Genomic DNA, 20,292 nt, shown 5'->3' with positions numbered 1-20,292 from the left:
ATGCGACGCTATTCATACGGCACTAACATAGCAGATTTTGATGCAGTGCGCCTGGCTGTCGCCAGTAGTAAAGACATTGAAGACTGGAGTTACGGTGAGGTTTTAAAACCTGAGACCATAAACTATCGAACCCAAAAACCGGAGCGCGATGGACTGTTCTGTGAGCGCATTTTTGGTCCTGTCAAAGACATTAATCCTCATGATGCCAAATACAAGGGTGTCCGCTCGCGTGAAGCCGCTGTTGATAAAAACGGCGAACTTGTAACCAGGAGCATTGTGCGACGCGAACGCATGGGTCATATTAACTTGGCGGTGCCAGTAGCACACATCTGGTTCCTACGCGGTACGCCAAGTGCGATTGGACTGCTACTGGGCATGACAGTAAAAAGCCTCGAACGCGTGGCATACTTTGCAGCGTACATTGTAAAAAGTGTCAATGTGCCGTTGCGCGACCAATACCGCAGTGACAAAGAAGCTGAGTGGCAAGCTGGCCAGCAAGCAATTAAACTACGCTACGAAAAAGAAGCCGAGGCAGAGGATGCCAACGTTAAAGCGCTTGCCGAAGCACAAACCAAAGAGTTAGAAGAACTCGATAAAGACTGGGAACTGCTCAAAAGTCAGTTAGACAGTTTGGTTAAGCTAAACCTCATGAACGAGAACGATTACCGCAACCTGCCACGTGATTTACGCGACATGGTTACAGTTGGCATGGGTGGTGCTGCACTTCGTGAGATGCTGGAAGACATTGACCTCGTCCAGCTTATCGCTGACCTAACTAAAGAAGCCGAAGAAGCCAAGGGTCAACGCAAGAAGAAGCTAATGAAGCGCCTGCGTTTGCTCGAAAGCATGGAACGTGCCGGTATTAAACCAGAAAGCATGTGTCTTAGTATTTTACCGGTTATTCCTCCAGACTTGCGCCCGATGGTGCAGCTGACAGGTGGTCGATTCGCAACCAGCGACTTAAACGACCTCTATCGCCGCGTCATAAACCGCAATAACAGGCTGAAAAAGCTCATGGAGCTCAATGCCCCTGAAGTCATCCGTCGCAATGAGCAACGCATGCTACAGGAGGCGGTTGACGCACTCATCGACAACAACAACGCTCGCAGTGGCCGTGCTGTCGCTGCTACCGGCCAGCGCCGTCGCCTGAAAAGCCTCAGTGACATGCTGAAAGGAAAGCAGGGTCGTTTCCGCCAGAACCTCCTCGGAAAGCGAGTTGATTACTCTGGCCGGTCGGTGATTGTTGCTGGACCAGAGCTTAAAATTAACCAGTGTGGCTTACCGAAAATGATGGCCCTTGAACTGTTTAAACCATTTGTGATCGGCGAGCTTATCTTCCGAGAACAGGCTCACAACATACGAAGTGCGACTCGCATGATCGAAACGGGTGAAACCGAAGTCTGGGACGCGCTTGACGAAGTCATCACTGGAAAATACGTTCTTTTGAACCGTGCTCCATCGCTGCACCGCTTGAGTATTCAAGCTTTTCAGCCAGTTTTAATTGAAGGTCGGGCTATTCAGCTCCACCCGCTGGTTTGTAAGGGCTTTAACGCTGACTTTGACGGTGACCAAATGGCAGTTCATCTGCCGTTGTCAGATGCCGCTCAGCACGAAGCGCGAGATATTATGTCGGCCAATCGAAACTTGCTTAAACCAGCCGACGGCTCGCCTATTTTGCACATTGAGCAGGATATTGTGCTCGGCTGTTACTACTTGACCTATGAGCGTCCTGGGGAACAGCAGAAGCCAAGAGTATTCTCAAGTCTTAACGAGGCATCAATGGCATTTGACGCAGGAGTTGTCACTTTGCAAAGTCGAGTGCTGGCACCTTTCCGCGGAGAACTTCGCGAAACAACACTTGGCCGCATGTATTTCAACGAAATTTTCCCAGATGACTTCGCTTACCAAGACGAAGCAATGACGAAAAAGCGTTTGCAAAAAGTCATGGCTGCGGTTTACGCGCAGTACGGTCAAGAAAAAACGGCTGAAATTGCTGACAACTTGAAAGACCTCGGATTCCGTTATGCGACGCTTTCTGGGCTTAGCATGGGCATGGGCGACTTTGAACCAATCGAAGGACTCCAAGAAACTTTGAGCGAAGGCGAAACCCGAAGTGCTGGTATATCTGAACAGTTTGAACAGGGCTTCATTACTGATGATGAACGCCACCGTTTGACTGTTGAAAACTGGACCAAAATAGATACTCGCGTCCAAAACATGCTGGCTGAACAAATGCGAGACCAGGACGGTCCAATGGCAATTGCCATTACCTCTGGTGCCCGCGGTAATATTTCGCAGATGAAAATGTCTGTCGGTATGCTCGGTGTTTTCCAAGATGCCGCTGGCCATGTTATTGAGCTGCCGGTTAAGGCTGGCTACATGCAAGGTCTGACACCACTCGAGTACTTTACTGGTACTCGCGGTACTCGTAAGGCCGTGATTGACATTGCCTTGAAGACAGCCGATGCTGGCTATCTCACGCGTCGCTTGGTTGACGTTTCTCAAGACGTCTTTACCATTGACGACGACGGCGATGATGCCGCAGACCCTGGGTTTTCAATGCTTCGTGCGGACGCAGCAGCTATTGGCGTTTCCTATGCATCGCGACTTGAAGGTCGGTTTGCAGCCGAAGACGTAAAAGGACACATAAAATCAGGTGAACTGTTTACAAAAGCTACCGCCGAAGCCATCGATGCCGATGAAAAACTTGACGGCATAAAAATACGTAGTGCACTCAGTGCGACATCAGTCCATGGCGTACCGCAGAAAAGTTACGGCGTAGATCCGGCAACCGGCAACCTCGTTACTAGCCATAATCCAATTGGTGTCATAGCTGCTCAAAGTATTGGCGAACCAGGCACGCAGCTTTCGCTTGACTCAAAGCACCGTTCCGGTGCAGTTGTTGCCGACGATACGGCGCAAGGTCTGTCACGCGTGGAAGAGCTTTTTGAAGCTCGTTCACCGAAGGGTCAGGCATATTTGGCAGACATCAATGGTGTTGTCAACGCGTGGGAAGAAGGCGAACGCTACATTGTACAAGTTACCGCCAACGACAGGGAGAATCTTGAACTCGCCCTCGAAGGCCGGACTGCAAAAATTGCGAGCGGTAGCGATGTTGCGATTGGAGATGTTCTCGCCAGCCAAAGCGACGGTGCAGAACCACTTGTATCACCGATGGCTGGCAAGGCTGAGCTAACCGACAAGTCAGTCATCATTACTCCAACGAGTAAAAGTGTTGTTCGCTACGAAATTCCTGGCTTTAAGCAGCTACTCGTACAAGACGGCGACGTTGTTGTAGCTGGTCAGCGTTTGACGAATGGGTCTATTAACCTGCATGACCTTGTAAGGTTGCAAGGCGTAGAGTCGACGCAGCGCTATATCATGAACGAGATTCTTGGTATTTTCGCCGGGCAGGGTCAAAACATCTCAGACAAGCACCTTGAAATAATTGTGCGTCAAATGTTTAGCCGTGTTCAAGTAGAAGACGCTGGTGACAGCGAGTTCGTGACGGGTGATGTTGTAAGCAAACTTGCGGTTGCCGAAGCCAACGAGGCTCTTGTAGCCGATGGTAAGCAACCAGCAAAAGTAAACCAACTCTTACTTGGGATTACCAAGGCTTCACTCTCGACCGACTCCTTCCTCAGTGCGGCAAGCTTCCAGGACACAACTCGTGTACTTATAGGGGCTGCCACAAGTGGCCGAGTCGATAAGCTATTCGGTCTGAAGGAAAATGTCATACTCGGTCGCAAGATCCCTGTTGGCACAGGCTACGGAGCGAGCAATGCCCTCGACGAAGGCGATGATGTGGTCGAAGAATACCACAACGACCAAACCTTCCGCGCCGAAGGCTAAACGTCAAAATAAACAACAAGACACCCTGCTTAAAAAGAGCGGGGTGTTTTAGCTTGTCTGATGCAAAATATGACTTCAGCTAAACTCGACCTACTTAAAAACTGGCACCTATCGGCCAATGCCGCGGTAGGCAATGCCGGCTTTTTCTATAGCCGATTTATCTAGAATATTACGTCCATCTAGCACATACCGAACATGATGTTTTTTTAGAAGAGCTGGAGTGAGAATTTTCTCAAACTCAGAGTGTGCTGTGGCTATAAATACCACATCGGAACTACGCAAAGCACTTTCGAGCGATTTTGAAAGTTCAAACGGACGAACGAGTGAAGAATCGACAACGTAAGGATCATAGGCCGTAACGGATCCGGCGTAGCGCTGCAAGACAAAGCCAGCTTCAATTGCAGCGGATTTGCGCGTGTCTGCTATGTCTGGCTTGTACGCCAAACCTAGCAAGGCAACGCGTAGATCGCGCAGGTTTTCACCATGGGCTTTTACGAGGCCACTTAGTCGCCGTACCGCGTACTTTGGCATGCGGTCGTTGAGCTCGGCCGCATCGTCTAAGAAACGTGTATCTATGCCACTTTCTCGGGCGCGCTTGATAACGTAGTGAATATCTTCTGGTATACAGTGGCCGCCGGGACCGATGCCTGGGACGGCTAATTTAAGGCCAAACTGGTCAACTTTTGACTGCAACCCTTCCCGTACGCGCTGAACATCCATACCGACTGCATCGCAGATGATTGCCGCACTATTTGCCATGGCTATCATGACATTGCGCTGTGTGTTTTCCCACGATTTGACAAATTCAGCTTCTTCGGCCGACCCAAGCGGAATAATTTTGGCGTCAATGATGCTTTTGTAAAATGCCACAGCTTTTTTTGTGCAGGCTGGCGTAACACCGCCAACAACTCGGTTTAGGTTGCCGACGTAGTACTGCGGGTTGCCCGGGTCGATTCGCTCGGGGCAATGAGCCAGGTAAAAATCTCGGCCCACCACAAGGCCAGATGCCTTTTCGATAATTGGCAGCACAACGTCTCGTGTCACGCCTGGGTTTACGGTGCTCTCAAGAACAATCAGTTGGCCTTTCTGTAACTGAGCAGCCACGCTTTTTGAAGCGATTTCAATCAGGCTTAAATCTGGCACGTTGTGCTCGGTTGGCGTTGGGACACATATAATTATTGTCTCTACACTCTGGAGCGCCGAATAATCTGTTGTGGTGACAAGCTGCTTCGGTGCAACCCGGGCAAGTGCTTTCTCAAAACGCGTGTCGTTGGCATAAGGCGAGGTTCGTGCATCTACAAGACGTAAAAGGCTTTTATTTATATCTATGCCGGTAACCGTGTAGCCCTTTAGAGCTGCTTCGACTGCCAGCGGCAGCCCAACGTAGCCGAGCCCAACGACAGCGAGTGTACGAGTATTGTTCTTCATCTCAATAGTTTTTAGTGTAGCACAGTTGTCGATAAGTATTACGCCCACGCGGGTTGTCAGACTTTGCCATATCTGTTACAATGTTTCAGTCATATCAAATTCGAGCTGGTCTGCGGTATGTGCAGATCTTGGCGGTAGAGGAGAAAATTCTCTTCAGCGAATATAAGTGAGACCCTGTAGTCTCGGGAAGGGGCATACTTTGCCTACAATCAATCAATTGGTACGCAAACCGCGTACTAAGGTGACCAGCAAAACAAAATCACCGGCGCTCATGCGCGTTACCAACAACCTAAAGACTAAAAGCTACGAAAAACCTGCGCCGTTTAAGCGCGGAGTGTGCGTAAAAGTCACGACCAAAACACCTAAGAAACCAAACTCAGCCCTTCGCAAGGTAGCCCGCGTGCGCCTTGGGAACGGTTACGAAGTTTGGGCATACATTGGCGGTGAAGGCCACAACCTTCAGGAACATGCTGTTGTAATGATCCGTGGCGGCCGAGTCAAAGACCTTCCAGGTGTGCGCTATCACATTGTACGTGGCACACTCGACCTTCAGGGCGTTCAAAACCGCAAACAAGGCCGTAGCAAGTACGGTGCTAAAAAGGAGAGCAAATAATGAGCACTTGGGTAATGAGAGGTCGGACTCCCAATTGCGTGGGTGAAAAATGTTACATGTATTCTCGCACGAATCCTAAGGTTGATTGCCATGATTTATTAGTAGCTGCGGCGATTGTTTCATTGCCTGCTGGGGGGGCCTGTTTGAGGGAGACATTCGGAATACTCAGTGACTCTAGCCAAGAAGCATTAGCTCGGATTGCCACATTAAATGCTGGCGGTAGATTCACACCCAGGGGAGCGGCTGGAAGGCCAGGAACGGTTCATGAGATAGCTAATGCTCTTCAGATGGCAGGGAGGAATTTATAATGCCTAGAAAAGTTACCGCCTCACTAGTACGGGACATCCCGGCCGACCGCGTGTACAACAGTGTAGCCGTTCAGCGGCTAATAAACCGTGTCATGCGCGACGGCAAAAAACAAGTTGCTGAGCGCTTGGTCTACGAAGGTATGCAAAAAGCCGCCGACAAGCTAAAGGTCGAAAACCCACTAGAGGTTTTTGACCAAGCATTTGGCAATGTCCGCCCAAGTGTCGAAACTCGTTCTCGCCGCGTCGGTGGTGCCAATTACCAGATTCCATTTGAAGTCAAAGGCCAGCGCCAAAACCACCTAACTACTATGTGGTTTGTAGCCGCTTGCCGCAGCCGCAAGGGTATGAGTATGGCTGACCGTATTGCTTTAGAACTTATGGATGCCTACAACAACCAAGGCAACGCCGTTAAAAAGCGTGAAGAAACCCACCGCATGGCTGAAGCTAACCGAGCATTTGCTCACTTCGCCCGAGGCTAACACGTCATGGCGCGCCCAGAATGCCCACTTCGATTCGTTTGTGCAGATCCTGAAGTATGTGGAAAAACCTCTATAGCATTTGAAACACTCGATGGATACCCGTCAGGAGTTGTTGACGTCGAGGACCCTGATGCCGAAAGCAGGATTGTAAAAAGGGAAGGTTTCATAACATCAGCAAGGTTCTGGGACGTCTATTCATGGAACGAGACTGTGAATAGCTGGCCTATGACTATATGCGACGGTTCGGGCGCCGACCGTCAATATGACGACCTTGGAAATTTAACAAACCCTCGTGATGCTGCATGGCTTAAGCGACTTGGTGATGTCATTACAGGCAATACTTGGGTCAATACGCTGAAAGATGCTGTAGATGATTTTCCGAAGGCTCCTTGGGTAGATATATTCCAAAATGAAATTAAGCGAGCAGAAACACCTTGGGTTCAAGCGCGAGACCCTAAAGTGGAAGTATCGGAAACACCAAGCATAGGCCCATTTCACAAAGTTTTAGGAGCGCTTGGATTAATTGACCGTAGAAAATAACCAACTTATAAAGCTGTAATTAATAGCAGAGCGAGGATCACATGGCAGATAAGAAAGTAGAAATGAAGGACATCCGCAACATTGGCATTATTGCCCATATTGACGCGGGTAAAACAACCACGACCGAAGGTATTTTGTACCGAACTGGCCTAAAGCACAAAATCGGTGCTGTTCACGAGGGTGGAACGACTACTGACTGGATGGAGCAGGAGCGCGAGCGTGGTATTACCATTGTTTCGGCTGCCGTGACCTGTTTCTGGCAGGGTAAGCAGATAAATATTATCGATACACCTGGCCACATTGACTTTACGGCCGAGGTGGAGCGCTCACTCCGAGTCCTTGATGGCGCTTGTGTAGTATTCGACGGCAAAATGGGTGTCGAAAGCCAAAGTGAAACCGTGTGGCGTCAAGCCGACAAATACGGCGTGCCTCGTATATGTTTTATCAACAAAATCAACCAAACTGGTGGCGATTTTTACAAGTCGCTCGAAAGTATTCACAACCGTTTGAGCAAGCGTGCATTTCCCGTTCACTTGCCGATTGGTTTTGAACAAAGCATCAATGGTGTCGTAGATCTCGTTTCAATGAAGGCCTACACCTATACAGAGTTCCACGACCATGAGCTCGTTGAGGGTGACATACCGGCTGACATGATGGAACAGGTCAAGAAATACCGCAGCCTGCTCATCGAAAACGCTGTGGCCGAAGACGAAGCCATGCTCGAAAAATACTTTGAGGTGGGCGAAGAGGGGCTTACTGTGGCCGATGTTAAACAAGCCATTCGCAGCGCAGTCCTCAGTAGCAAGTTCTACGCAGTCACTGGCGGTGATGGCCGTGGCGTTATAGTCGAAAAAGTGCTGGACATGGTAAACGATTACCTGCCAGCGCCAAGCGATTGTAGCAACACCTGGGGCGTACATCCCAAAACTGGTGATGAAATAGAGCGCAAACACGACGCCAGCGAACCGCTTGCCGGCCTTGCTTTCAAAATCACAACCGACCCATTTGTCGGTAAACTTGCCTACTTCCGTGTTTACTCGGGAACTTTGCAGGCTGGTTCGTATGTGCTAAACAGCTCAACGGGTGAGAAAGAACGCGTCGGCCGTATTGTCCGTATGCAGGCAGACAAACGTGAAGACGTGACAGAAGTTGTCGCAGGTGACATTGCCGCCATTGTGGGGCTCAAGGGTACAACAACAGGAAACACACTTTGTGACCCAGTGCACCCCATTCAGCTCGAAAACATTACCTTCCCAGAGCCACCGGTGTCTATTGCCATAGAGCCAAAAACTAAGGCCGACCAAGAAAAAATGAGCCTCGCACTTCAGCGCTTGGCCGAAGAAGACCCTACCTTCCGTGTCCGTGTCGACGATGAAACCGGCCAAACCATCATTTCTGGTATGGGTGAACTTCACCTTGAAATCTTGGTTGATCGTATGAAGCGCGAGTTTAGCGTTGAAGCGAACATTGGCCAGCCACAGGTTGCTTACCGAGAAACTATTCGTAAAGATGCCGTCGAAGCGCAAGGCAAATTTGTCCGTCAAAGCGGTGGTCGCGGTCAGTACGGTGACGTTTGGCTTCGCCTAAGTCAAAACGAACAAGGTGCTGGTTTTGAGTTTATCAACTCTATTAAGGGCGGTGTTGTACCAAGCGAATACATATCGGCAGTCCGCAAAGGCATCGAAGAAGCACTCGGCAACGGTGTCCTCGCCGGTTACCCAGTAGTCGACGTAAAAGTAGAGCTTTACGATGGCAGCTACCATGAAGTTGACTCAAGCGAAATGGCCTTTAGCATCGCTGGTAGCATGGGTTTCCAGGAAGGCTTTAAAAGAGCAAATCCAGTGCTACTGGAGCCAGTCATGAAAGTCGTTGTTGTCACCCCTGAAGAGTTTATGGGTGATGTTATTGGAGACTTAAACAGCAAACGCGGTCGGATTGAGTCCATGGAAGACCTTTCATCGGGCATAAAAGAAATAACAGCATTTGTACCGCTTGGTGAGATGTTTGGTTACACAACCAACCTGCGCTCTATGAGCCAAGGTCGTGCCAGTTCCAGTATGGAACTTGCTCACTACGCAGACGTACCAAACAACGTCGCCGAAGCCATCATCGCCAAAAACAGTAAGTAGGTGTAGAATACGTTTACTATGGTAAACAAGCCAACCGATCTCGACGATGTGTTTTCAGCTATAGCTGATTTGTCTCAGATGGTATCTGATAGGTTTGACGGCGTCGACAAGCGCATAGACGGCGTCGACAAGCGCCTAGACGGCGTCGACAAGCGCCTAGACGGCGTCGACAAGCGCCTAGACGGCGTCGATAAACGCCTAGATAATCTGGACGCACGTTTGTTTAGAGTAGAAGATAAGCTCGAAGAACACGATCAGCGCTTTGATAAGATCGATAAAAAACTTGATCATATTTATGGCGTACTCGATGGCCATATGAAACGTATCGAAGAGATTATGCAGGAGAACCTAGCGCGCGATCATCAGCAAGACCGCATGGAGAAGTGGATATTTCAGATAGCAGACAAACTTGACCTCAAATTAAAATATGAATAGCAACTATAAAGCAGCTTGAAGCAACCTTCTCCAGAGATTATCGGTAATGGCATTTAGACTAGCGGAAGGTTCTAGCATCACAACGGTGGTTAACCGAAACTGCTGTGTTCAAGATATGTGTGACCTAGAACAACGTAGCTGGGGGCTGGATGTCTGCATTATCACTTTAGCCGCACTAAGTGATTTAGTTGAACTAGATACGGGAGTCCCTTTGTTAGTAAGAGTCGCAACGGCCTGCAACACAAAATGCCCTGGGCACCATGCCAAAGATTATTCTGCAGAGCCACCACCATGTACCGTCGTTGTCAGTATACAACCAAAGCCCAGTGCAGAAAGTTACGAAGGGGATTTACAAATATAAGTTATTTCCCTATACTTAACAGCGTATCTCGCGTGAGGGCGTTGCTGTAGTACGTGCAAACGGTGTAGCAATATGGACCGCGTGAACAACTTTTAATAATAATTTTTAATATAAAGAAAGGTTCGCTTGCTCACCTGATTTTTCAGGAAAAGAGCGGCCGGAGACGACGGATATATTTCGTCGCCCCGAGCGATGAGAAAAGCATACGTTTGTCTCATTAAAGCGAAGCGTCACTCATGGCAGGAACATTTGACCGCACTAAGCCACACGTAAACGTAGGTACTATGGGCCACGTCGACCACGGTAAAACAACTCTTACAGCCGCTATCACTATGGTGCTAGCAAAAAAACTACCAAGCGATGTCAACAAGGCTGTCGCTTACGACCAGATTGACAACGCACCCGAAGAAAAAGCTCGCGGTATTACCATTGCAACTTCTCACCAAGAGTATGAGAGCGAAAAGCGTCACTACGCCCACGTCGACATGCCAGGTCACGCCGACTACGTCAAGAACATGATCACCGGTGCTGCTCAGGTTGACGGCGCTATCCTCGTTGTGTCTGCTGCAGACGGCCCAATGCCACAAACTCGTGAGCACGTACTGCTCGCCCGCCAAGTGGGTGTTCCAAAGATTTTGGTCTTCATGAACAAAATGGATCTTGCTGACGCCGACCTTGTCGAACTCGTCGAAGAAGAAATTCGCGACTTGCTAGAAAAGAACGGGTTTGACCGCGATTGTCCTATCATTAAAGGCTCAGCTGCAAAGGCCGTAGACGGCGATGCTGCAAACGAAGACGCAGTCATGGAGCTCGTGCAGGCTATGGACGACTATCTTCCAGAACCAGTTCGTGATCTTGACAAGCCATTCATTATGCCTATTGAAGACGTCTTTTCAATCAAGGGTCGTGGCACAGTTGCTACCGGACGTATCGAACAAGGAATTGTCAAAATCAACGAAGAAGTCGAGATTGTTGGTATTCGCCCAACGACTAAGTCAGTTGTTACTGGTATTGAGGCCTTCAAAAAGTCCCTCGACCAGGGTCAAGCCGGCGACAACGCTGGTGTACTACTGCGCGGCATTGAGCGCGACGACATTGAGCGCGGTCAGGTGCTTGCCAAGCCAGGTACAATCACACCGCACACAGAGTTTGACGCTGAAGTTTACATCCTTAGCAAAGAAGAAGGTGGCCGTCATACGCCATTTTTCAAAGGCTACAAGCCGCAGTTTTACTTCCGCACAACGGATGTAACTGGTGAGGTTGAGCTACCGGCAGACAAAGAAATGGTTATGCCAGGTGACACAGTAACTTTCAAAGTTAAGCTGCTCGCTCCTATTGCTATGGAGCAGGGTTTGCGCTTCGCTATCCGCGAAGGCGGTCGCACAGTTGGTGCCGGCGTGGTCACAAAGATAACTACCTAGTTTTACTTGGGATGACCAAAAATAGAAGGGCGCTCCACTCCGGAGCGCTTTTTCTCTTTAACAAAAGTAACGCTATACTATGTATGGCATGAGTAACCCGCCCCCGAAAAGATTTGTCGACTATTACGAGATACTCGGACTAGAAACCGACGCTCTACCGGCTGATATACGTCAGGCATATATACATCATGCCAAACAGCAGCACCCCGACGCTGGCGGTTCGCTTGAGCATATGCAGCTGCTCAACAAAGCCTACGAAACACTTAGAGATCCACGCACAAGGAAATCATACGATAGCATGCATGGTTTCCAAACCGGTACGAGCACGGTACAGTACCGCGGCGATGTTGCATATGACGGCGCTGAGACAGACATGACGGATGACGAAATGGATGAGTTCATAGATGCAATCTTCGCCGAATATTCCGCTAAAACGGTCAAACAACCACTTCACAAAAAAGCTGCTTCTGTACTAAAATTTTATAGACCAAACGGAACGAAATAGTTAATATTCTTACAGCCACCGCAGCCGTGCAGACGTATAGTTGCCACATATGTCTATAGTTGTCGGAGAAGATCCAGGCGGACCCGAAATATGGGGTTATCAACATACCTACGGATCAATATTGGATGTATTTGTGCATCGTATCGTGGACGGGACGACTGAACGAAAAGAAAGACAGTTCGCAGTCTACTTGCATAAGCCAGGGGAGCATCTACCTGAATTATGGTGGGAAACTGACTTGGTAGACAAATCAGAAGAAATCGCCGGCTTAGTGGGGATACTCCGTGTTGTACGCGGCACGACCGGGAGATCGCATGCTTCAATGGAGGCCTTTGTAGGCGGTAAACACCTTAAAGCCACAATACCACCTTCACTCCCGTTCAATATCGAAGACATGGCGGAAAGCAAGCGTGCAATCACAAATGTCTTTTTATCGCCTAGGGCAAGAATATTTGCTGGAGCAATCGTTGTCGGAACCGCAGCTTCGGGCGCCTATAAGAGGTTGTTAGACGAGCGTCGGCAGTGGGCGGAGTAATCTCTGGGTTTGATAATGGTTCAAAGTATGGTAGAATTGTACCCGTAAACCAGTAGCTTTGACTAAAAGCCATGCGCGTTCCCAAGTGAATTCGTAAGGTGTTACAAGGCCCAGCCGGGTGAAGCCGGCCGTTTGCAGAAGGGATGTAGTGCTCAAGGGTTTTCCTTATAACCTATAACCTAGAACTAATAACCAAAAAACACGGAGGTTTTTACTATGGCAGACGCCACTCAAACGCAAGCAGGCAAACAGCGAATCCGTATTCGCTTGAAGGCCTATGACCACAAAATCATCGACCAAGCGGCCAAACAAATTGTCGACACCGCACTGCGCACGGGCGCGAGTCTGGCTGGGCCAATCCCATTGCCTACGCGCAAAAGCACATTTACAGTAGTCAAAAGTCCGCACGTTTTCAAAAAAGGTCGCGAACAGTTTGAAATGCGCGTACACAAGCGCCTCATAGACGTGTTTGATCCGACTCCAAAGACTATCGACAGCCTCATGAATCTGTCACTTCCTGCCGGCTGCGACGTCGAAATCAAAATGTAAGTTGACAAAAGTAACAAAATACGGTAAGATATTAACCATATTCGTAAAGGAGTACTGTGATGGCTAGCATAGAACAAGGTTCTGACGCCGGAGTAAGCGATATTTCTCGAAAGGAAAGATATATGGGTCATATTGCAGCAGGGGGCGCTGAAATTTCTGATAGTGATCTTAGGCTAAACTTACGTTTATTTGGTTTTGCAACTGACGAGGGTGGAGTAGCTGCCTTCAGAGACGGTTCGTACGGTGGGCAAAAAAATCCATATGCGGGCACTCAGATATCGTCGGCCGACATTCCGCGCATAAGGCAAGAGCTAGGAATTCCTAAAATTCCTAATTTAAACGATGGATCTACGGGTCAAAAGCTGTAGTTACAATTTATTAATACGACAATACTGCTGTGGTATTTTATGGTAGTAACACTGCATATCTTTAGCTGTGTACTGAAACCACTATTCAAATGTTGTGACAGAGTTTTTTGCGAAAAATTACTGAAGGTTGCAAAATAAACAACGGGTTGACAGGTGTTTGAGTTTTGTGGTAATCTGATGTTTACATACAAACATTTCCGCATGGTGATGTAAGGTAGGTCTACTAGGGTACATAACTACAGAGTAGAAACCACCGGCCACCAAAATTTTTGTGTCAATGTACAAGTCACAAAGCGCGGAATGAGTGAGTATTTGTATCAAATAACTCTTATAAACAAAGGAGAGTGTGGGTTCTAATGAGCCTGCTCAAACACTATGAAAGCACTAATAACTAGAAAGGTTGGCATGACCACTACCATCGCTGAAGACGGTACTGCGACTGCTGTAACCTTGCTTTCCGCTAGTCCCTGCGTCATTACGCAGGTGAAAACCGACGAAACAGACGGCTATACTGCCGTTCAGCTCGGCTGCGAGGAAGTGAAAGAAAGCAAAATAGCAAAGCCGCAAGTCGGGCACCTTAAAGGAGCGAAGCAAATCGTGCGTATTATGCGCGAGTTCCGCGTCCCAGAACTAACCGAAGACCTCAAAGTTGGAGAAATCATCAACGCCGAGGTCTTTTCAGTTGGTGACACAGTCCATGTAACAGGTACCAGCAAAGGTAAGGGTTGGGCAGGCACCATTCGTCGTCACAATTTCCACCGCGGTCGCAAGACTCATGGTGGCCGCAGCTACCGACGAGTTGGATCAATTGGCTCTATGTACCCTCAGCACATTCTCCCAGGTAAAAAAATGGCCGGACACCTCGGTCATGAGCAAGTTACTGTCCGCAACCTTAAAATAGCACTCGTCGATGCCGAAAAAGGCTATATCGGTGTTGTTGGGGCAGTCCCCGGCCCACGTAAAGGCATTGTTTTTGTTAAAGGGGAGGAGAAATAATTATGGCTACTCCTACATTTACATCAGCTGGTAGCAAAGCCACGACAGCCGCCAAACTGAGCAAAGAAGTTTTTGGCGTTGAAGTCAAAAATCATCAGTTGCTCCGCCAGGCGTACGAAACTTACCTTGCTAACGGCCGAAAAAACCTTGCCGTTGTCAAAACCCGCGGACTAGTTCGCGGTGGCGGTAAAAAGCCATGGAAACAAAAGGGTACTGGCCGAGCCCGTTTCGGTAGCTCGCGCAACCCGATTTGGCGCGGCGGCGGCATTGTGTTTGGCCCTACCGGTGAAGAAAATTATACAAAGAAAATTTCAACCACAAGCAAGCGGGTAGCTTTGCGTCAGGCGCTTAGCCTCGCCAGCACCAGCGGCAAGCTTATTGTGATGGAAAAGCTGGCGAGCAAAGAAGGCAAGACTGCCGATATGGCTAAGCTTTTGGCCAAAGTTGGTGTGACCCGTGATGCCTTAGTAGTTGTTGACACAAAGACAGCAGAGCTGGTCAATGCTACTGCCAACCTGCAAAACGTCATGCTGGTAAGCGCAACGTATTTGAATGTCTTTGACATTATGAATGCTGATCACATTGTCATAACCAATGACGCCCTAAAAGCGGTTGAAACTTGGCTAAAGCCAGTACAGAAAGCTGAGGTAAAATAATATGCATTTTGTAAAACCTCGCTTAAGCGAAAAAGCTTTTGGGCTAAGCCAGTTGACTAATACATTTGCAGTCGATGTCCCAAGTGGTCTCAACAAACACGAAATTGCCGATGCTGTAGAGAAGCAGTTTAACGTCAGCGTAAAACGAGTGCGTGTTGTGAATCGACCAGGCAAAGTAAAGCGCGTTATGAACACAACTGGTAAGCGTAGTAGTAACCGCAAGGGCGTTCAAGCCGACCTCCGGAAGGCCTATGTGACCCTAGCCGCTGGCAGCCATCTACCGTTCTTTGCAGCTGCCGAAGAAGAAATTGCCAAAGAGGCAAAAGCCGCCGAAAAAGCCAAGAAAACCGAATCTAAAACAAGTGACAAGCCGAAGGTTAAAGGCCTCAAGAAACTTGTTGGCAAAAAGGAGGCTAAATAATGGCTATTAAGCAATACAACCCTACGACGCCAGGTCGGCGCGGTATGTCCAGCCAAGATTTTTCTGGCGTGACAACAAAGAAGCCTGTCAGATCGCTCGTCAAAAGTGTTAAGCGCGGCAGCGGTCGAAACAACCAAGGTCGTATTACCACCCGTCATCAGGGTGGTGGTGCGCGTAGGCACTACCGTGTGATGAACTACAATTTCCAAGGCGAAGGAACAGTTGAACACATTGAGTACGATCCAAACCGCAGTGCCCGAATTGCCCGCGTCAAAGACGCTGCCGGCTCTTATCATTATGTGCTTGCGGTGAGTGGCATGAAACAAGGCCAAAAAGTAAGTGGCCACGAAGAAGCTGCTATTGAAATGGGAAACCGTCTGCCACTTGCAAACATCCCAGTTGGCACAACCATTCATGCACTTGAACTCAAGCCTGGCCGCGGCGCTCAAGCTGTGCGCAGCGCCGGAAACAGCGCTATGCTTATGGCCAAGGAAGGCGAATACGCTCAGGTGCGTATGCCGAGCGGCGAAGTTCGCAGGTTCCTACTGACCTGCACAGCCTCTATAGGTGTTGTTGGTAATGAACAGCACCAAAACGTCAAAATCGGTAAGGCTGGTCGCAATCGTCACTTAGGCAAGCGCCCAAGTGTGCGTGGAGTTGTTATGAATGCAGTCGATCACCCACACGGTGGTGGTGATGGTGGTCGTCACCGCATGGCTAAAGCCCCTCGCACTCCATGGGGTCAAAAGACACTTGGTTTAAAGACCCGTCGCCGCAAGAGTACTAGTAACATGATCATAAGAAGCCGCCACGCGGCCAAGAGGAAATAATTATGATGGCAACAGGAATTGTATGGGGTGCCATAGGCGGAATAATAGCAGCAAGAGGAGTTAATTAATGAGTCGTTCACTTAAGAAAGGGCCGTTTATTGATCCGAAGCTGGCGAAAAAAGTCGCTGCGCTTGGCCCCGAGGATCGCACAATTATCAAAACATGGGCTCGTGCTTGCACAATTGCGCCAGATTTTGTGGGCAAAACTTTTGCGGTGCACAACGGCAAAGTTCATGTACCGGTTTTCGTTACCGAAAACATGGTCGGCCACAAGCTGGGCGAGTTCAGCCCCACTCGTAAGTTCCGCAACCACGGCGGTAAGTTAGCGAAGGGGAAATAAGCCATGGCCGTTAAAGCAGAATCAAAAGGCGTCCGCCTGAGCCCACGCAAAGTTGCAGCAGTTGCTGCGCTTGTCCGAGGCCGAAGCGTTGCCGATGCCATTGTCATACTTGAGCACACGCCTCGCCGCGCGGCTCTCTCAGTCCTCAAGACAATTAAGAGCGCACAGGCAAATGCCAGCCACAACCATAATTACAAAGCAGACACGCTCGTTATCTCCGAAATCACAGTCAATCATGGTGCACGTATGAAACGTTTTCGACCAGCTGCCATGGGTCGGGCGCTACCATACATGAAACGCAGTAGCCACATTCGTGTACTTGTTGAGGGCGAACAACGTCCAGCCAAGAAGTCAAATGAAGTAAAGCCGACAGTAGAAAACAAGCCAAATGAAGTGAAAGGAGCAAAATAATGGGACAAAAAGTAAACCCCATTAGCATGCGCCTGCAAGCCAATAAGGATTGGCGCAGCAAGTGGTTTGTTGGCAAGCGTGAGTATGCCAACTATCTAGCCATGGACCTGAAGGTGCGCAAGCTTATCCAAGACAAATTTGGCTCACGCGGCGCTATCAACAAAGTAGATATTGAGCGTTCACCCAACCTAGTAACCGTAACAATCGCCACCGCTAAAGCGGGTGTTGTTATCGGCCGCGGCGGTCAGGGAGCCCAAGAGCTCAAAGCTGCCCTAGAAAAAGTGTACGGCGTTCCGTCCCGCGTAAATATTGAAGAAGTCAAGAAGCCTGACCTGTATGCCAAACTTGTAGCCGAAAACATTGCTCACCAGCTTGAGCGGCGCATGAGCTTTCGACGAGCCATTAAAAGTGCTAGCGCGGCAACTATGCGCGCTGGAGCCAAGGGTATTCGTATCGAGGTGGCAGGCCGTCTGAACGGTGCCGAAATGTCACGGCGCGAAAAAGAAGCGGTTGGTTCTGTGCCACTGCACACGATCCGAGCCGATATTGATTATGCCTCAGCTCGTGCCAACTGGCCGGGCGCCGGCATTATTGGCATAAAAGTATGGGTCTACAAGGGGGACAAATAAATGCTGCTCCCAAAACGAACCAAGTTCCGCAAAGTCCGCAAAGGTAAGATTCGTGGTGTCGCAACTGCCGGCAACTATATTGCCTACGGCGAATACGCGCTTCAGGCACAAGGCCACGAACGTATTACAAGTCGCCAAATTGAAGCCAGCCGCCAGGCTATGACCCGTTATATTAAACGCGGTGGTAAAATTTGGATTCGTATTTTCCCACACACACCAGTGACTCGCAAACCACTGGACGTCAAAATGGGTAGCGGCAAAGGCTCTCCAGAGTTTTTTGTGGCCAAAGTCCGACCGGGTACGATTATGTTTGAAATGCAGGGTGTAACTGAGGAAATTGCCCGCGAAGCAATGCGACTGGCCGCCCATAAATTGCCGGTTAAGACAAAATTTGTTGTGAAGGAGGGTGCATAAAATGACAATTGCCGATATTCGCAAGCTAAGCACCGCTGAGCTAACCAAAGAGACTACTAAGCTGAAGGAAGAAATAGCCGAACTTCGCCGCCACATATACATGGGTGACAACCAAAATGTTCGAGCCGTACGCAATAAGCGTAAAGACCTAGCCCGTATGCTGACAGTTTTAAGCGATAACCTAGTGAAGGAGGCCAAGTAAATGATTAGCATGCAACAGGTAGCATGTAGCATGGTTGGGCTTCCAAAATCCCTTACTAATTACTACGTAGTACCTACTACAAAAGCCGGAGGTAGCAAATAATGCCAAAGTCAATTACCGGTGTTGTCTCCAGCAACAAAACCGACAAAACAATCGTTATTACGGTACGTGAGAAAAAAACTCACCCCTTGTACCGGAAGCAGTACACAACAAGCAAGAAATTTATGGCACACGATGAAAACAACGAAGCACAAGTGGGAGATACGGTTGTAGTGGTCGAGACACGACCAATTAGCCGTCGCAAACATTTTACCTTGCAGTCAATTGTCGAAAAGGCTGAAGTCAAGCACATCGAAACTGCCGTTCAAGTACCTGGCGTGACTGACAAGCCTGCAAGTGTGAAAGGCGAGGAAAAATAGCCATGGTTCAACAAGAAACAAGGCTGGTCGTTTGTGACAATAGCGGAGCAAAAGAAATTCTTTGCATCCGAGTCCTTGGCGGAACGAGACGACGTTACGCAAAAGTTGGCGATGTTATCACCGCAACCGTTAAACAAGCCAGTCCGACCGGAACCGTTAAGAGGAAAACAGTTGTGCGAGCCGTTGTTGTCCGTACTAAGAAAGAGCTAAAGCGCAAAGACGGTAGCACAATCAAATTCGACGACAATGCCGCAGTTATTATTGGGGATGACAAAAACCCTAAAGGGACGCGAATCTTTGGTCCAGTGCCAAGAGAGCTGCGCGACATGGGATATGCCAAGATTATTAGCCTTGCGCCGGAGGTACTATAAATGAAAGTCAAAAGTCAAAAATCTACAGTGAAAAGGTTCAAAATTCGTCTAAAAAAAGGCGATGTTGTGCAAGTTTTAAGTGGAAAGTATAAAGGCAAGCAAGGCAAAGTATTGGCGACACATGTTACGGAAAATAAAGTAACCGTTGAGGGTATAAATATTGTCAAAAAGCACCAGAAACCCAACCAAGCTCACCCTCAGGGCGGTATTTTGGAAATAACTAAACCAATTTGGGTTAGTAAAGTTTCGGTGGTTGATCCTAGTACCAAAAAACCCAGCCGCATTGGCTTTAAGCTTGATAAAGATGGCAGTAAGACTCGCGTTTACAAAGCGAGTGGCAATGAGATCAAGAGTGAATCTGCGCCAAAAAAGACTGAAGCCAAGAAAGAAGCGAAGGTACTGTAATGGCAGAAGCAACAATAACGAAAAAACCGGCAAAAACTGCTGCAAAATACGTTGCACGTTTAAAAAATGACTATAACACGAAATTTGCCGCCGAGCTTCAGAAAGAACTTGGGCTAGTGAACTCTCACCAAGTTCCTAAACTTGAAAAAATTGTGGTCAATGTCGGACTTGGTAAAGCCAAGGATGACAAAAAAACAATTGAGGCTGCCAAGAATACGCTTCGCAAAGTCACCGGACAAGAACCAGTGGAAACAGTTGCAAAAAACTCAATCGCTGGGTTTAAACTGCGCGAAGGCAATATGATTGGCCTCAAACTGACACTTCGCGGCGAGCGGATGTACGAGTTTATGGATAGGCTCATTAACATTGTGTTGCCGCGTCTGCGCGACTTTCATGGTGTAAGCAACAAGGCATTTGACAAGCAAGGAAACTTCAGCCTGGGCTTAACTGACCAAAGCGTTTTCCCTGAACTAACTTTTGAAGAAACAACCACGACACACGGCATGCAAGCGGTTTTTGTGGTGAAGTGCAAAGATAAAGCCCATAGCAAAGCGCTACTACAGAAATTTGGTATGCCGTTTGAAAAGGAGAATTCAAAATGAGACAACAGGCAAGAAACAAGAGACAAGAACTAGCTACCGGTCGCAAAGTGACTGTCAAGATTTATGACTCATG

General features: G+C 48.6%; 25 protein-coding genes. 24 read left to right on the top strand and 1 reads right to left on the bottom strand.

What is annotated here, in order from left to right; translation table 11 throughout:
* Positions 1–3,852, top strand: coding sequence for a DNA-directed RNA polymerase subunit beta' (gene rpoC / locus IPL85_05240; GenBank protein QQS19644.1), 3,852 nt, complete (start codon positions 1–3; stop codon positions 3,850–3,852).
* Positions 3,853–3,960: 108 nt separating this feature from the next.
* Here rpoC and IPL85_05235 read toward each other — a convergent pair whose 3' ends face one another.
* Complete coding sequence (locus IPL85_05235) at positions 3,961–5,280, bottom strand: nucleotide sugar dehydrogenase (protein ID QQS19643.1); 1,320 nt, start codon at positions 5,278–5,280, stop codon at positions 3,961–3,963.
* A 199-nt stretch (positions 5,281–5,479) separates the two neighbouring features.
* On the opposite strand from IPL85_05235, the gene rpsL reads away from it, so the two are divergent.
* The 23 genes from rpsL to rplE all read left to right on the top strand — a co-directional run bounded on the left by rpsL (position 5,480) and on the right by rplE (position 20,219).
* Positions 5,480–5,893 (top strand): 30S ribosomal protein S12, encoded by a 414-nt coding sequence (rpsL, locus tag IPL85_05230; GenBank protein QQS19642.1) that lies wholly within the window; start codon positions 5,480–5,482, stop codon positions 5,891–5,893.
* Between the two features lie 307 nt (positions 5,894–6,200).
* Positions 6,201–6,680 carry a 30S ribosomal protein S7 gene (rpsG, locus tag IPL85_05225; protein QQS19641.1) on the top strand — a complete coding sequence of 160 codons (480 nt, stop codon included), beginning with the start codon at positions 6,201–6,203 and terminating at the stop codon, positions 6,678–6,680.
* 6 nt (positions 6,681–6,686) lie between these two features.
* On the top strand, positions 6,687–7,220 hold the full coding sequence (locus tag IPL85_05220) for a hypothetical protein (protein ID QQS19640.1): 534 nt from the start codon (positions 6,687–6,689) through the stop codon (positions 7,218–7,220).
* A 41-nt stretch (positions 7,221–7,261) separates the two neighbouring features.
* Positions 7,262–9,349, top strand: a complete 2,088-nt coding sequence (gene fusA / locus IPL85_05215; protein ID QQS19639.1) for an elongation factor G — start codon at positions 7,262–7,264, stop codon at positions 9,347–9,349.
* 18 nt (positions 9,350–9,367) lie between these two features.
* Positions 9,368–9,784, top strand: coding sequence for a hypothetical protein (locus IPL85_05210; GenBank protein QQS19638.1), 417 nt, complete (start codon positions 9,368–9,370; stop codon positions 9,782–9,784).
* Between the two features lie 597 nt (positions 9,785–10,381).
* Complete coding sequence (tuf, locus tag IPL85_05205) at positions 10,382–11,566, top strand: elongation factor Tu (GenBank protein ID QQS19637.1); 1,185 nt, start codon at positions 10,382–10,384, stop codon at positions 11,564–11,566.
* 88 nt (positions 11,567–11,654) lie between these two features.
* On the top strand, positions 11,655–12,071 hold the full coding sequence (locus IPL85_05200) for a DnaJ domain-containing protein (GenBank protein ID QQS19636.1): 417 nt from the start codon (positions 11,655–11,657) through the stop codon (positions 12,069–12,071).
* Between the two features lie 49 nt (positions 12,072–12,120).
* Positions 12,121–12,606 (top strand): hypothetical protein, encoded by a 486-nt coding sequence (locus tag IPL85_05195; GenBank protein ID QQS19635.1) that lies wholly within the window; start codon positions 12,121–12,123, stop codon positions 12,604–12,606.
* 216 nt (positions 12,607–12,822) lie between these two features.
* The gene (rpsJ, locus tag IPL85_05190; protein QQS19634.1) at positions 12,823–13,155 is read left to right on the top strand and encodes a 30S ribosomal protein S10; all 333 of its coding nucleotides are present in this window, start codon (positions 12,823–12,825) and stop codon (positions 13,153–13,155) included.
* 59 nt (positions 13,156–13,214) lie between these two features.
* The gene (locus IPL85_05185; protein QQS19633.1) at positions 13,215–13,523 is read left to right on the top strand and encodes a hypothetical protein; all 309 of its coding nucleotides are present in this window, start codon (positions 13,215–13,217) and stop codon (positions 13,521–13,523) included.
* 375 nt (positions 13,524–13,898) lie between these two features.
* Positions 13,899–14,519 carry a 50S ribosomal protein L3 gene (gene rplC / locus IPL85_05180; GenBank protein ID QQS19632.1) on the top strand — a complete coding sequence of 207 codons (621 nt, stop codon included), beginning with the start codon at positions 13,899–13,901 and terminating at the stop codon, positions 14,517–14,519.
* A gap of 2 nt (positions 14,520–14,521) precedes the next feature.
* Positions 14,522–15,175, top strand: a complete 654-nt coding sequence (rplD, locus tag IPL85_05175) for a 50S ribosomal protein L4 (protein QQS19631.1) — start codon at positions 14,522–14,524, stop codon at positions 15,173–15,175.
* Position 15,176: 1 nt separating this feature from the next.
* On the top strand, positions 15,177–15,596 hold the full coding sequence (locus tag IPL85_05170) for a 50S ribosomal protein L23 (protein ID QQS19630.1): 420 nt from the start codon (positions 15,177–15,179) through the stop codon (positions 15,594–15,596).
* Positions 15,596–16,426 (top strand): 50S ribosomal protein L2, encoded by an 831-nt coding sequence (gene rplB / locus IPL85_05165; protein ID QQS19629.1) that lies wholly within the window; start codon positions 15,596–15,598, stop codon positions 16,424–16,426. The genes IPL85_05170 and rplB overlap by 1 nt, the downstream gene beginning before the upstream one ends.
* 67 nt (positions 16,427–16,493) lie before the next feature.
* Positions 16,494–16,766 carry a 30S ribosomal protein S19 gene (rpsS, locus tag IPL85_05160; protein ID QQS19628.1) on the top strand — a complete coding sequence of 91 codons (273 nt, stop codon included), beginning with the start codon at positions 16,494–16,496 and terminating at the stop codon, positions 16,764–16,766.
* Positions 16,767–16,769: 3 nt separating this feature from the next.
* Positions 16,770–17,177 carry a 50S ribosomal protein L22 gene (gene rplV / locus IPL85_05155; GenBank protein QQS19627.1) on the top strand — a complete coding sequence of 136 codons (408 nt, stop codon included), beginning with the start codon at positions 16,770–16,772 and terminating at the stop codon, positions 17,175–17,177.
* Positions 17,177–17,806 carry a 30S ribosomal protein S3 gene (rpsC, locus tag IPL85_05150; GenBank protein ID QQS19626.1) on the top strand — a complete coding sequence of 210 codons (630 nt, stop codon included), beginning with the start codon at positions 17,177–17,179 and terminating at the stop codon, positions 17,804–17,806. The genes rplV and rpsC overlap by 1 nt, the downstream gene beginning before the upstream one ends.
* A complete protein-coding gene (rplP, locus tag IPL85_05145; GenBank protein QQS19625.1) occupies positions 17,807–18,220 on the top strand; it encodes a 50S ribosomal protein L16 in 414 nt (137 codons plus the stop codon).
* A gap of 1 nt (position 18,221) precedes the next feature.
* A complete protein-coding gene (gene rpmC, locus IPL85_05140) occupies positions 18,222–18,422 on the top strand; it encodes a 50S ribosomal protein L29 (GenBank protein QQS19624.1) in 201 nt (66 codons plus the stop codon).
* A 101-nt stretch (positions 18,423–18,523) separates the two neighbouring features.
* Positions 18,524–18,841, top strand: coding sequence for a 30S ribosomal protein S17 (gene rpsQ, locus IPL85_05135; protein ID QQS19623.1), 318 nt, complete (start codon positions 18,524–18,526; stop codon positions 18,839–18,841).
* Between the two features lie 2 nt (positions 18,842–18,843).
* Positions 18,844–19,212, top strand: a complete 369-nt coding sequence (gene rplN / locus IPL85_05130; protein ID QQS19622.1) for a 50S ribosomal protein L14 — start codon at positions 18,844–18,846, stop codon at positions 19,210–19,212.
* A 42-nt stretch (positions 19,213–19,254) separates the two neighbouring features.
* Positions 19,255–19,617, top strand: coding sequence for a 50S ribosomal protein L24 (gene rplX / locus IPL85_05125; protein QQS20446.1), 363 nt, complete (start codon positions 19,255–19,257; stop codon positions 19,615–19,617).
* Positions 19,617–20,219, top strand: coding sequence for a 50S ribosomal protein L5 (gene rplE / locus IPL85_05120; protein QQS19621.1), 603 nt, complete (start codon positions 19,617–19,619; stop codon positions 20,217–20,219). The genes rplX and rplE overlap by 1 nt, the downstream gene beginning before the upstream one ends.
* The last annotated feature ends 73 nt before the right edge of the window (positions 20,220–20,292 follow it).

The sequence above is a fragment of the Candidatus Saccharibacteria bacterium genome (assembly GCA_016699955.1).
In the GTDB taxonomy this organism is placed as follows: Bacteria; Patescibacteriota; Saccharimonadia; order Saccharimonadales; family UBA4665; genus JAGXIT01.
Note: the sequence above shows the minus strand (reverse complement) of the source record. Positions and strands in the feature narration are given on the sequence as shown.